Origin of the sequence: Streptomyces sp. NPDC048338, from assembly GCF_043201055.1 — a bacterium.
Taxonomy (GTDB): domain Bacteria; phylum Actinomycetota; class Actinomycetes; order Streptomycetales; family Streptomycetaceae; genus Streptomyces.
Window position 1 is genome coordinate 177,720 of record NZ_JBICYQ010000003.1, and the last position, 12,442, is coordinate 190,161.

12 protein-coding genes are annotated in these 12,442 nt (G+C 69.5%); 3 read left to right on the forward strand and 9 right to left on the reverse strand.

Going from position 1 to position 12,442, the window contains the following annotated elements:
* Positions 1 to 75 precede the first annotated feature (75 nt).
* Positions 76 to 585 carry a hypothetical protein gene (locus ACGFZF_RS08305; protein ID WP_392583024.1) on the reverse strand — a complete coding sequence of 170 codons (510 nt, stop codon included), beginning with the start codon at positions 583 to 585 and terminating at the stop codon, positions 76 to 78.
* A gap of 5 nt (positions 586 to 590) precedes the next feature.
* Entirely contained in the window at positions 591 to 1,868 is a 1,278-nt protein-coding gene (locus ACGFZF_RS08310) for a molybdopterin-dependent oxidoreductase (protein WP_392582828.1), read from the reverse strand.
* A gap of 427 nt (positions 1,869 to 2,295) precedes the next feature.
* Here ACGFZF_RS08310 and ACGFZF_RS08315 point away from each other — a divergent pair, with 427 nt between their 5' ends.
* Entirely contained in the window at positions 2,296 to 3,294 is a 999-nt protein-coding gene (locus ACGFZF_RS08315) for a PP2C family protein-serine/threonine phosphatase (RefSeq protein ID WP_392583023.1), read from the forward strand.
* Positions 3,295 to 3,329: 35 nt separating this feature from the next.
* Positions 3,330 to 3,860: a MarR family winged helix-turn-helix transcriptional regulator gene (locus tag ACGFZF_RS08320; RefSeq protein ID WP_392582827.1), complete on the forward strand. Its 531-nt coding sequence runs from the start codon at positions 3,330 to 3,332 to the stop codon at positions 3,858 to 3,860.
* Here the strand turns inward: ACGFZF_RS08320 and ACGFZF_RS08325 are convergent.
* Complete coding sequence (locus tag ACGFZF_RS08325; RefSeq protein ID WP_392582826.1) at positions 3,779 to 4,474, reverse strand: hypothetical protein; 696 nt, start codon at positions 4,472 to 4,474, stop codon at positions 3,779 to 3,781. The two genes, ACGFZF_RS08320 and ACGFZF_RS08325, sit on opposite strands and share 82 nt — an antisense overlap.
* Before the next feature lie 103 nt (positions 4,475 to 4,577).
* Here ACGFZF_RS08325 and ACGFZF_RS08330 point away from each other — a divergent pair, with 103 nt between their 5' ends.
* On the forward strand, positions 4,578 to 5,063 hold the full coding sequence (locus ACGFZF_RS08330; RefSeq protein WP_392582825.1) for a nitroreductase family deazaflavin-dependent oxidoreductase: 486 nt from the start codon (positions 4,578 to 4,580) through the stop codon (positions 5,061 to 5,063).
* A 303-nt stretch (positions 5,064 to 5,366) separates the two neighbouring features.
* Here the strand turns inward: ACGFZF_RS08330 and ACGFZF_RS08335 are convergent, their stop codons facing one another.
* The 6 genes from ACGFZF_RS08335 to ACGFZF_RS08360 all read right to left on the reverse strand — a co-directional run bounded on the left by ACGFZF_RS08335 (position 5,367) and on the right by ACGFZF_RS08360 (position 11,972).
* A complete protein-coding gene (locus tag ACGFZF_RS08335) occupies positions 5,367 to 5,819 on the reverse strand; it encodes a hypothetical protein (RefSeq protein WP_392582823.1) in 453 nt (150 codons plus the stop codon).
* Positions 5,806 to 7,053 carry a cation:proton antiporter gene (locus ACGFZF_RS08340; protein WP_392582822.1) on the reverse strand — a complete coding sequence of 416 codons (1,248 nt, stop codon included), beginning with the start codon at positions 7,051 to 7,053 and terminating at the stop codon, positions 5,806 to 5,808. Before ACGFZF_RS08340 ends, ACGFZF_RS08335 begins: the two co-directional genes overlap by 14 nt.
* Positions 7,054 to 7,255: 202 nt before the next feature.
* Positions 7,256 to 8,134: a hypothetical protein gene (locus ACGFZF_RS08345; RefSeq protein ID WP_392582821.1), complete on the reverse strand. Its 879-nt coding sequence runs from the start codon at positions 8,132 to 8,134 to the stop codon at positions 7,256 to 7,258.
* A 197-nt stretch (positions 8,135 to 8,331) separates the two neighbouring features.
* Positions 8,332 to 8,637 carry a hypothetical protein gene (locus ACGFZF_RS08350; RefSeq protein WP_392627065.1) on the reverse strand — a complete coding sequence of 102 codons (306 nt, stop codon included), beginning with the start codon at positions 8,635 to 8,637 and terminating at the stop codon, positions 8,332 to 8,334.
* A gap of 269 nt (positions 8,638 to 8,906) precedes the next feature.
* The gene (nhaA, locus tag ACGFZF_RS08355) at positions 8,907 to 10,205 is read right to left on the reverse strand and encodes a Na+/H+ antiporter NhaA (protein WP_392582819.1); all 1,299 of its coding nucleotides are present in this window, start codon (positions 10,203 to 10,205) and stop codon (positions 8,907 to 8,909) included.
* A gap of 228 nt (positions 10,206 to 10,433) precedes the next feature.
* Positions 10,434 to 11,972, reverse strand: coding sequence for an alanine/glycine:cation symporter family protein (locus ACGFZF_RS08360; RefSeq protein ID WP_392582818.1), 1,539 nt, complete (start codon positions 11,970 to 11,972; stop codon positions 10,434 to 10,436).
* Between the last annotated feature and the right edge of the window lie 470 nt (positions 11,973 to 12,442).

Consider the following 12,442-nt stretch of genomic DNA (forward strand, 5'->3'; position numbering starts at 1 on the left):
CCGACGACGCGCCGTGCGGGAGAGGCCGTCAGCCGACCGGCACCGTTCGGGGCTCAGGCCCTGGCTCCCTCGCCGTCACCGCGCGGCTTCGCGTGCTCGTCGCTCACGTCGGGCCGCTCGCCGGCGAGGCGCCGATTCATGCCACCTGCGGACGAGGAGAGTCGCCGCCGAGGCGACGAAGAGGGCGGCTGTGATCAGCAGCCAGCGCTCCAGGAACCCGTCGGCCGGGAGCCCTGTGTACGCCGTGTAGCGGTCGACCTGCCCCAGGATCAGTGGCCACCAGACCAGCAGCAGAAGCCCCGAGGCGAAGACCGGAACACGCACGTAGTTGATGCTGGGCCTCGGCGGCCTCTCCCCCGCACCTGACCCATCCCTGAACAGGCGCTGTGCGGCCCGGTCGGTGACCGCGTAGAAGGGGAGCAGCACGAGGTCGTGGAGGAGCGCGGCCCCGACGAACCACAGGGCCACGTCCAGGGTGTCGCCCTTGAGCAGTCGGACGCCGGCGTAGGCGGCGAGGGTGAAGGAGGCCAGGACGAGGAGCAGGTGGAGCGGGGAGGCTCCGTAGCGGCGACGGAAGGCGGTCATGTGGCTCATGCCGGCTCTCCGAAGGTGATCCGGGTGACCCATTTGGTGTTGTGGACGCCGGGCGCGCCCGGGACGATGACGCGGGCGGGGTAGCCGTGGTCCTGCGAGAGCACGGCGCCGTTGACGCGTACGGCCAGGAGTGAACGGTGGTCGCGTACCTGGTTGTCCCTCAGAACGACCGAGCTGAACGATCCTCCCCGCTGTACCGATTCCACCAAGGCCCGTGGGGTGTCCGTGCCCCGCCCGACCAGTGCGGCCAGGTCGGTGAGCCGGACACCTCTCCACAGCTGGTCGGGGGTCGACCAGCCTTCCACGCAGGCGATGGGCAGGGCCGCTTCGTGCTGCTCCATGGCCAGCAGCTCGTCTCGGGTCAGGACGACTTGGCGGCCGGCGCCGCGTACGGTCAGCCGCCAGGCGGGGCCGATGTCGCTGGGCCGGATCCCGACGGATGCCGCGGTCTTGTTGATCTGGAAGCCGTTCGGCCCGGAGCCGGGATCCTGGCCGTGCGGGGCGAGCAGCGCCGTCCGGCGCCACCAGCCGCCCACGCTCTGCCCGGCCGTCACCACGAACAACGCCAGGGACCCCAGCCCGACCATACCCAGGGCGCCACGCCGTGAGATGGTCGGCGGCGCTGGCCGGGGCGACGCCAGTCCGGCCTCCTCCTCCGTGCCGGCTTCCGGCAGTTCGCGTCCGTATCTCACCGCGCGAAGCGCACGCGTCAGCCGGAAGGCCACGTGTACGACGAAGGCGCCGATGAACACCCACGCGCCGTAGAAGTGCAGGACGCAGAAGGAGCCCGGGAAGATGTAGTGCAGCTGCACGTTGAGGATGCCGGTGGCGAACTCGAAGATCGCGCCGCCCACCAGCAGGACCAAGGACAGGCGCTCAATGCCGTGGCTGAGCGACCGCACAGGCGGCCACTGGAACAACTTCGGGATGACCGACCACAACTTCGCCAGCAGCACCGGCACGAGGACGACGCCCAGGACGACGTGCACACCCTGGTTCACCCGGTAGAGCCAGTACGGCGAGGTCGGCCAGGAGAACAGGTAGAAGCCGAGCCACCCCTTGTCCGGCGTCTGGTCGTTGACCGGCGACAGATCCGGGTTGTACGCGGCGTACGACACCAGGCCCGTCACGAACAACACCGTGACCCCGACCAGCAGCACGAGACCGAGCACCGCGGTCAGCCACAGCCCCCGCAACGGGCTGCGCCAGAACTCCGGCCGCGCCGGCCCCGGCGGGGGCCCCGACGCGACGACGGAATCCACGGCAGTCTGCAAGCGCCTCAGAGGAGCAGGACGCTCTGGAGGCTCCGACGGCGCTGGGGGTGTGGGCTCGGGGTGATTCCGTTCGCCGTCGCTCGCCGCCACCAGGACACCTCCGCACACTCACCAGTCGCCGGGACGAACATCCCGCACTGGAGGGCGGGCCGGGTCCATGACACGCCCACCGAGGCCCCTTGCGCTCCCATGGGCGGGCACACATCAGGTTCCGTCGACGGAATCGATTCGGTAACCCCTTCGCGAAGCCGTCCCGACGCACACAGGATCGTTGCATAGGCTAAAGGTAGACAGGCGCCCTCGTCGGATGCCGCAGGGACGGTGTCGGCCTGCAGCGGGGGTTCCACCACCGGATCCACCGGGGAGAACCTTGACCGACCAGCAGCCGCCCGGAACACGTGCCCTCTCCCTCCTTCCCTTCGTCGTCATGGCGGTCACCGCGATCGCCGACATCGCCGCCGGGCCCACCGTCGGGCTGCTGCCGCTGGTGGCGCTGGGGCCCGCGTTCGCCGGGCTCACCGGCGGACCGCGCCGTACCGCCCTGATCGGAGGGCTGGCCCTGGTCCTGTGCCTGGCGCTCGGCTGGTACGACGGCCTGTTTCCCGGGCGGCGCGGGACGACGGCGCTGGTCTCGGTGGCCGGGGTCACCGCCGCCGGTCTGGTCGCGGCGGTGATGCGGCGTCGCCGCGAGGCGGAGCTGGCCAGCGTCCGCTCGATCGCCGAAGTGGCGCAGCGGGTCCTGCTCCGCCCCGTGCCCCGCACCGCCGGCGAGCTGAGTGCCGCCGTCTCGTACACGGCCGCCGTCGCCGAGGCCCGCATCGGTGGGGACCTGTACGAGGTGGTGACCTCGCCCGGAGGCGTACGGGTCATCGTCGGCGACGTCCAGGGCAAGGGGCTCGACGCCGTCGAGACGGCTGCCGATGTGCTCGGCGCCTTCCGCGAGGCCGCCCACGACGAGCCCGACCTCGCGGGCGTGAGCGCACGCCTGGAGAGGGCGATGAACCGAGCGCTGTGCGGGGAGCGGTTCGTCACGGCGGTGATCGCCGAGATCCGGGAGGACCGGACCGTGGCGCTGCTCAACTACGGTCACCCGTCCCCGCTGCTCGTCCACGCCGACGGCACGGCGCGCTTCCTCACGCCGGAGGCACGGGCAATGCCGCTCGGACTCGGCATACACGGAGCGCGGTCCCCCGAGACGCTGAGTACGGCGTTCCACCCCGGCGACCAGCTCCTGCTGTACACGGACGGCGTCACCGAAGCCCGGGACGGCCGGGGAGAGTTCTATCCGCTCGACTCCCGGCTCCACCTGCTGAACGCCGACAGCCCCGAACTCGCCCTCGACGCCCTGCACAGCGACATCGTCGCGCACGCCGGCGGTCCGCTCGGGGACGACGCCGCGATGCTGCTGCTGCGCTACCGCGCATGATTTCCCCCCTGCCGGTGCACGGTACAAAGGTTCGTATGCGAGAGCACGAGGGGACCGACCCGGTCCAGGACGACATCGAAGCCGTCACGCGTGCCGTGCTGACCGCCTCGCGGTTGCTCGTCGCGGTCTCGGCCCGGTCGCTGGCGACGGTCGAGGAGAGCATCACGCTGCCGCAGTTCCGGATGCTCGTGGTGCTGTCCACCCGCGGTCCGTCGAAGCTCGTGGCGCTGGCCGACCACCTCGGCGTACAGCCGTCCACCGCCATGCGGATGGTGGACCGGCTGATCACCTCCGGCCTGATGGACCGTCGGACGAACCCGGCCAACCGCCGCGAGACCGTCCTTCGCCTCACCGAGGAGGGGAGCCGCGTCGTCCAGGACGTGACCTCCCGACGGCGTACGGAGATCACGGCCATTCTCCGTCGCCTCGACCCCGCTCAGCGCAGCGCCCTCGTGGAGGCTCTCGACGCCTTCAACTCCGCTGGTCAGGAACCGGCGTTCGGCGATGCGGACATGGGCCCGCACCCCCTCGGGTGGTCCGACTGGGCGGACGGCGGCACGCGGTAGGACCGCACGACGGCGACGAAACAGACCGCGGCGAACGCCAGAAGGAGCATCGCCGTCCTGCCGATTCCCCACAGCAGTGCGCCGGGGCCTTCGATCCCGCGCGGGGCTACTCTCCCCGCCGGGTCGTAGACCATGCCGATCAGGTCCCCCGGCGCCACTGAGGGGCCGCATCCCCTCCACAGCCTCGCCCCGACGGGAGAGCCGTCCTGGTGGCGGACGGAGCAGTAGTACGCAGGACTGCCCGCCGGCTCGTGCGCGACCACCGTCACGACCACGTCCTGGGTGCGCCCCGCCCCGGTCAACACGGCCTCCGTCGCCACCCCCGAGACGCCGGGGGAGAGCAGGATCCCGAGGAGCGCGGTCCCCGCCACCAGCAGATGCCCCGCCCGGGTGATCAGGAGGTAGAGCGCGACGGCGGCCACGGCCACCGCGACAGCGGCTATCGCTTGGGCGGGAGGCATGCCGGCGAGAACAGCCACGACGCCCGCACCAGCGACCAGGGCGGTGCCCGCGGCAGCGACCACAAGACCCTCGGTCACCAACCACAGCGGAGGGCTGCCCTCGTACGCGGCGGAGCCGAGGAGCCTGTCGCCCAGTCGTGCCCACGCCCTCACGTTTAGACTATGCAATGGTTCAGCCTCATCGAGAAACACCGCCCCACCAGCTGTTATCGAACCGAAGCCGCCCGGTAGCCACAGCCGCGCAGGAGAACCGCCGATGCTTTCCGCACCCCAGCGCCCCCGCCCTCCTTCCGGCTGGAGACGCCGCCTCCTCCGGCTCCCGGTGAGCCTCTTCCGCGGCGGTCTCGGCCCACTGTTCCGAGGGCGACTGCTGCTCCTCATCCACACGGGCCGGACGTCCGGCCGATCGCGCGAGGTGGTCCTGGAAGTGGTCGCGCACGACCGCGACCAGGGCACGTGGACCGTCGCCTCCGGCTTCGGCCCGGATGCCCAGTGGTACCGGAACCTCCGCCACACGCCCCAGGCGACGATCCAGTTCGGTCGCCGATACCAGGTGGTCACCGCGCGCTTCCCCTCCCCGGAGGAGGGCGGGCGGATCATGGCCGCGTACGCCCGCCGGCACCCACGGGCCGCACGGACCCTCTGCCACTACATGGGCCTCACGGTCGACGGCAGCGAGGCCGCCTACCGCACGGCGGGTGAGCAGATCCCGTTCGTCCGGCTGGAGGCCGAAGACCGCTGACGACTTTCACGGCTGCGCGGAAGGCGCAGAGCTCGGGGCCTGTAGACGAGGCGAGTAGGTCCACGACTCGTCGTACGCGGGCGGGCTCCAGGTGGGCGTGGAGGGGGGGCGCGAAAGGCCCCGCGCGGTTCTCCATCATCACCATCATCACGATGACCAAGGCCACGCTGGCGAAGATCAGGAAGAGACCGATGGGGTTGTTCGGGTTGTAGTAGTAGCGGTTCGTCCCCCATGCGCTCTTCTTGAAGACGGGCTCGTCGTCGTTGCTCACGAACGCTCCTTGGTGGTCGAGTGCCGAGGCGGTCAGCGGAAATGCGCGAGCACCGAGGCTGCGGTGACCGTCCCCAGCAGGTGAGGGCGGTCGTCGCCGTCGTACTCGACGACCGCGACGACGGGGCTGCCGGTGCGGGCCATGACCGCGGACATCTGCAGCGGCGAGGCATGGGGGCTGACGAGCGCGAGGGTGGGCCGGCGCCGGGGCAGCATGTCGGCGACCGTCAACGAGGCCATGATCGCGCGCACTTCGCCATCGAGGCGGTCGGCCACGACGCTGGCGCGCAGGTGATCGTCGCGCACCGCGTCGGGCAGAGTTCCGGCCAGGATGTGATGGCCCTCCAGGATCGCGAAGGGGTGCCCCTCCCCGGTCACCACCACGAGCGCGGCCGCGCCCTCGTCGGCCAGTAGCTCGACTGCACGGAGGACCGACTCGTCGGCCGACAGGGAGGCACACCGCCGGGCGAGGTCACGTGCGCGCATGGCTACCCGCTTCCACGTCGGCGGCTTCCGACCGAGCCTCCCTCCGCTCTCCACCGGCCTCGACGAGGTCGTCGACGTGGAAGAGACGGGCGATGGGGACGTCCGTGCTGCTGTGGGCGATGATCGAGAAGGCGATGCAGACCGCGATGAGCGTGTACGCCTCCTGTCCCTGCGGGATGCCGGCCTGGAGGACCAACAGGCCGTACACGACCGACGCGAATCCCTTCGGACCGAACCAGGCCGCGACCAGCTTCTCCCTCCGGTCGATCCGCGTCCCCCAGAGCGACAGCAGAAGCGACCCTGGGCGGATCAGCACGATCGCGAGGATCACTGCCACGTACCCGCCGAAGGAGAGGTCACCGAAGAGCTGCGGGGTGAGCAGCGCGCCGAACACCAGCAGGGCGGCGAACTTGGCAAGCTCCGCAAGCGACTCGCCCAGGGGCTCGAACGCCTTCTGGGACTCCGGCGAGACGGCCGCGAGTACCGCGCCCGCGGAGAAGGCGGCGAGGTAGGGGTTGGCGTGGGTGAGGTGGCAGGCCGCGTAGAGGATGACGCCGGTGGCCAGCGGCAGCAGCGGCTGGAGCTTCGGCTCGGCGCCGAGGAACCTCACCCTTGCGAGCAGGTTGGCGAGCAGTGGCAGAGCCACACCGAAGGCGAGACCGAGACCCAGCTCCAGACCGATCTTCCCGAAGGATGCCTCGGCGTGGGGCGAGGTCGGACCGGCGGCGGCGATGAGGACCAGGACCACCGGGAGGGCGAGCCCGTCGTTGATGCCGCTTTCCACGTTGAGGAGTTCACGCAGCCTGGCGGGAACTTCCTTACGGCCCACGATCGCCGAGGCGAACACCGGGTCGGTCGGTGCGAGAACGGCTCCGACGAGGAAGGACGTCGTCCAGTCCAGGCCCACCAGGTAGTGGGTGATCAGGGCCATCCCGACGCATGCGAGCGGCATCCCCAGGCCCAGCGCCCGTACCGGGTTGTGCCAGTTGGCGCGCAGCTTGGCGAACGAGACGTGCATGCCGTCCGTGAACAGCACGGCGAACAGGGCGAGGTCGGCGGTGACCGACACGATCTCGCTCTCGGGCGTGATGTGGATCAGCCCGAGAAACCCGTCGCTGACCAACGCCCCGCCAACCAGGAAGAGCAGTGAGGTGGACAGCACGGTCCGGGCAGCGAGCCCGGAGAGCAGGACGGCAATGAGTAGCGCTGCTCCGAAGACGGCGACAAGCACCATGGCGGAAGTCCTCCTGTCGGCAGGTGAGAACAGAGACGTCTCCCCTGTTCGCCGACCAGACTTCCCGGCACACCGCTACCGACCTTATACGTTCCTTACGCATCTTTGACAGGCCCTTGACACGCAACGAGAAACAGGGCGAACTTGCCGGTGCTCGGCAAGTTCGCCGCTGCCTATCTCGTGCTCGGCAGCCGATCCGTACTCACCGTGGGCAACCGTGCCTTTCGGCAGATGCGGCGGCGAAGCGCTCCAGCAACTTCTGCGGGACGCCGACGGCTCCTCGCCCAGCCGGTCCGGCGCTGTCCGACGCACCGGACGGCCTGTAGTGGACGAGCTTGTAGTACGCCGTCTCCATGGCCCCCCGGCACGTGTGCGGGCGCATCAGCGCACCCTTCACGCTGCCTGGGTACCGGGTGTCCAGATGGATCTCCTGCTTGGCCGAGGCGCCGTAGTACGCGGTCAGTCGGTAGTGGCCCCCCTTGGCGGTCTCCACCGAGCACGACTCGGTCAGCGCCCGCCCGGCCGGCTTCTCCGTGACCGTGGTGATTCCGGCCCCGCTCGCGCTACGGGCGTCCACCACGCCGCGACACGTCCCGGAAGCCGAGGCAGGGCTCCGCTTCTGCCAGTCGGTCCGGTCGACCCGCATAGGACGCTCACCCAGGCTGCCTTGGCAACCGAAGTGCTGCGCCGCGAGACGGGCGCTCTCGGTCGCGAACCGCGCTACCTGGAGCACCTGCTCCTCGGACAGGTCCTCGACATCCTCAGCGGACTCGGTCAGAACCAGCAGTCCTTTGCCCGGAAGGGAGTCGCAGTCCACGAGCACGGCGGCCTCCGGGTTCTTGCGTATGAGGAAAGAGCCGCTCCAGCCATGACCGAGCGGGGTCGCCGACGCCTCCTCGGCGGCTCCGCTGGTCCGGTGGGCCGCCACCGGCCGGATCTGCAGGCGCAGGACCGGACCGCTCGCGTCCGAACGCGCCCAGACGGAGCACCGCTCGACATCGTGCCCGACCCATTCGGAGGTGTGGCCGCGGGCCTTCAGGTCCGCCCCTGAGAAGAAAGCGCGGGCCTCGTCCGTCGCCATCAACCCACGGCAGGCACCCTCCAGCTCGTCCCCCGAAGCCTCATCCGCTCCTCCCGCGACACGGAACAGAACCCCGCCCGCGAGCACCATGAGGAGCACTCCGACGACTGCTTTCGCGCGTGTGCTGATGGTCTTTCCCCCGTCTGATCGTTGAGCTGGTGACGAACCTCATCGGTTGCTGCCCCGCCGGTTCTGAATCAGTGCGATGTGTCGCGGCGGTCTGTCACCGACGCCCACACCACCAGGACCGTCGCAGCGAGTATCAGGAGCGGGCCGGCCGCGATCCGCAGCGGGATGAGTTCGTCTCCCGGCACTCCGGCGAGGCTCAACACCGCCGGGGTCAGGGAGCCCGCGTAGAGGGCGAACGCGGCGATGCCGCGTGCCTTGGTGACGCGCGTACTGGAGTCGCGCGCCCACCGCGGGGCCCATCCGCGCAATGAGGCGATCCCGATGGGCACCAGGCTGGCCGTACACAGCACGATCCACACGACCTGAAACATCATCAGTCACTTTCCGCTGCTGAAAATCCGGGCTGCCAGGAGCCCGGCGAGGACTGCCCATGGAACGGCTGCCGGTCCGGAGTGCGCCCAGCCCAGTGTGCCGAGGGCCAGGGCCGTGGCGGCGGCGATGGCCAAGGACGGCCGTTGCCAAAGGGCGGACCACTCGCGTCGAGCGCTCCCGGGCTCCCTCATCTCGCCTATGGCGGTGCGGATGACCACGATGGCCACCACGACAGCCGTGCCGAGAAGTGCCGGCCCCGCGTCCCCCATGGTCACCGTCTGCCGCCTGCCGGCCCTGTCTGGTAGATGTCGGGGATGCCGTCCGCGTCCTCGTCGCGCTCTTCCACTTCCCACAAACGCTTGTAGACGCGGTTGCGGCGGCGCAGCAGGACGGCGGCGAGGACTGCAGCGGTGAGAGAGCCGATGAGGACGGCGGCCTTGATGTGTTCGGCCTCGGCGGCGTTCGGGAAAGCGAGTTCGCCGATGAGGAGGGCGACGGTGAAGCCGATGCCGGCCAGTGTGGCGAGGCCGAAGACATCGGCCCAGGCGAGATCGGGATTGAGCTGGGCCCGGGTGAAGCGGGCGGCGAGGTACGTGCCGAGGAAGATGCCGAGGATCTTGCCCGCGACGAGGCCGAGGAAGACTCCGAGGGGCTCCGGGTCGGTGAAGACGTGGGTGAGCGCGGCGCCTGAGATGCCGACGCCTGCGGCGAAGAGGGCGAAGAGGGGGACGGCGACGCCCGCGGAGAATGGGTGGATGAAGTGGGAGACGCGGGCGCCCGGGGAGGCGGCTTCGCCCTTGTCACGGGTGGTGCGGAGGATCAGGCCCATGGCTACGCCGGCGACGGTGGCGTGGACACCGGAGTTGTACATCAGGGCCCAGGTCGCGACGCCGAGCGGGACGTACCACCACCAGCCGCGCACTCGGAAGCGCTGGAGGGCGTAGAAGAGGACGAGTCCGGCGAACGCTCCGCCCAGGGCCCAGAAGTTGAGGTCGCTGGTGAAGAAGATCGCGATGATGAGGATGGCGCCGAGGTCGTCGACGACGGCGAGGGTGAGCAGGAACGCCCGCAGGGCGGAAGGCAGATGGGTGCTGATCACCGCGAGGACGGCGAGGGCGAAGGCGATGTCGGTGGCCATCGGGACGGCCCAGCCGTCCAGGCTTCCGCCGCCCGACGCGGCGACGAGGGTGTAGACGGCCGCCGGTACCGCCATGCCACACAGGGCCGCGATCACCGGCAGAGCCGCCGTGGCGGGGGTGCGCAGTTCGCCGACGACGAGTTCGCGCTTCAGCTCGATGCCCGCGACCAGGAAGAAGATCGCGAGAAGGCCGTCGGCGGTCCAGTGAGCGACCGACAGGTCGAGGCCGAGGGCGGGTATGCCGAAGTGGAAGTCCCGTACGGACTCGTACGCCGCGCTCCACGGGCTGTTCGCCCACACCAGTGCGACGACGGCTGCCGCGAGGAGGACCAGACCGCCGACCGTCTCCGTCCGCAGTGCCGCGGCGATCGCCTGGCGCTCGGGCCAGGGCAGAAGTCCGAAGACGGTCTTGCGCGAGCGTGCCTGGGTCATGGGGAGGAGCCTCCGGGGCATGTCGACAGGTGGGCGCAGAGGCCCCTCGGACGCCGACCAGACTTCCCGGCACACCAGCATCGTGTTGATGCGTTCTTAACACCCTATCGGGTGGCCGAGGGTCTCACCAGGCGTCTCTCACCTGCTGGAACAAGGGTGAAGGGCCCTGTCCCCACCAAGGCGCGAGGTGGGGACAGGGCCCTTCGGGAGCCGGGCCGCCGGGGGCGGTCAGACGGTGGTCTTCACCGGCTCCTGGTCGGTGTCGTCGTCCGTGTCGAGGCCGGCGTCGCGCCGCTTGACGAAGGCGAGGAAGGAGTTCAACTCCCGCTTGACGACCGGGGCGAGGAGGTAGAGGCCGATGATGTTGATGACGGCGAGCATGAAGAGCACCGCGTCGGCCATGTCGATCAGGGTCTGCAGGGTCAGCAGGGAGCCGGCCACCGCGAACAGGGTGTAGAAGACCTTGAAGGTCACCTCGCTGACCTTGCTACGGCCGAACAGGTGGGTCCACGCCTTCATGCAGTAGTAACCCCAGGTCAGCACCGTGGAGATCGCGAACAGCATGACCGCAATGGTCAGGATGTACGGGAACCAGGGCAGGACGGTGGCGAAGGCGTCGGACGTGATGGTGACGCCGCCGACGGACTCACCGCCCTCGCGGATCTCGACATAGCTGGCCGGGTTGGCGATGACGATGGTCAGCGCGGTCATGGTGCAGATGACGACCGTGTCGATGAACGGCTCGAGCAGGGCGACCAGGCCCTCGCTCGCGGGGTGCTTGGTCTTCACCGCCGAGTGGGCGATCGGCGCGGAGCCGAGGCCGGCCTCGTTGGAGAACGCGGCCCGCTTGAAGCCGATGATCAGCGCGCCGAGGACACCACCGGCGACGCCCTGCGGGTTGAACGCGCCCTCGATGATCGTGGAGATCGCGGCCGGGACGGCGGTGACGTGGACGGCGATGACGACGAGGCAGGCGGCGATGTAGATGCCGGCCATCGCCGGGACGAGCTTGCTGGTGACGGAGGCGATCGAACGGATGCCGCCGAGGAGCACGATGCCGACCAGGGCCGCGATCAGGATGCCGAAGAAGAGCGCGCCCGCGGAGCCGCCCATCAGGCCGTCCTCGCCGCCGGTGACCGAGACCAGCTGCGCGTAGGACTGGTTGACCTGGAAGAGGTTGCCGCCGAACAGGCCGAAGAACAGCACGAAGAACGAGGCGAGGACCGCGAGGACCTTACCGAGGGTCTTGCCGTTCTTACCGAAGCGCTCGGCCAGGCCCTTGGGCAGGTAGTGCATCGGGCCACCGGACACGGAACCGTCCGCGTGCACCTCGCGGTACTTCACGCCGAGCGTGACCTCGACGAACTTCGTCGCCATGCCCAACAGGCCGCACAGGATCATCCAGAACGTGGCGCCCGGGCCGCCGATGGAGACCGCGACGGCCACACCGGCGATGTTGCCGAGACCAACCGTGCCGGAGACGGCGGCGGTCAGCGCCTGGAAGTGGTTGACCTCACCGGTCGACCCCTTCTCGTCGTACTTGCCCCGCACCACGTTCACGGCGAGCTTGAACTTGCGCAGCTGGACGAAGCCGAACCAGCCGGTGAAGACCAGACCGGCGACGACGAGCCAGGCCACGATGAGGGGAAGCTCCGTACCTCCGACGGGGACGGAGTAGAAGACGACCTCTCCGAGCCATTTGGCTATGGGCTCGAAGAATCCGCTGACAGCCTTGTCGACGGACTGAGTGAAGGAATCGAGTGACACGGTGGGGACCTCAGTAACGCAGGACCGGCGCGCGGGAGGCTGCGCCAGTAGGTGTGCGGTGTGTGAGCGAACGCCGTTGTCCGATCGGCGACCAGAGGAGTCACGTCCGTGGACTCGGAGCGTGATCACCTTGAGCGGTGCTGCCGGCGCGAGCCGGCACCGCGCAGGAGTGGCAAGGGGTAGCGCCACCTGCGAAGTTGCGCATTCCTACCACGACGTCGACGACACGCAGCGTGACAGACATCACATAACGTACGGTGATCTTCGAAAGTCCCAGCAAGCGTGACGTGACCGTTATCCGGACAGGATGTCCGTTCACAGTGCACTTATCTCTGCAGGTCAGGGGCTTGAGTACATGACACCCCTGTCCAGCAGGATGGCCACAGACAGTCGTCCCTGGCTCGGCGGGAACGGCGCGCGGGCCTGGTCTAGCGTGGAAGTGACGCACCGCGACTGCGAAAGGCACCCCG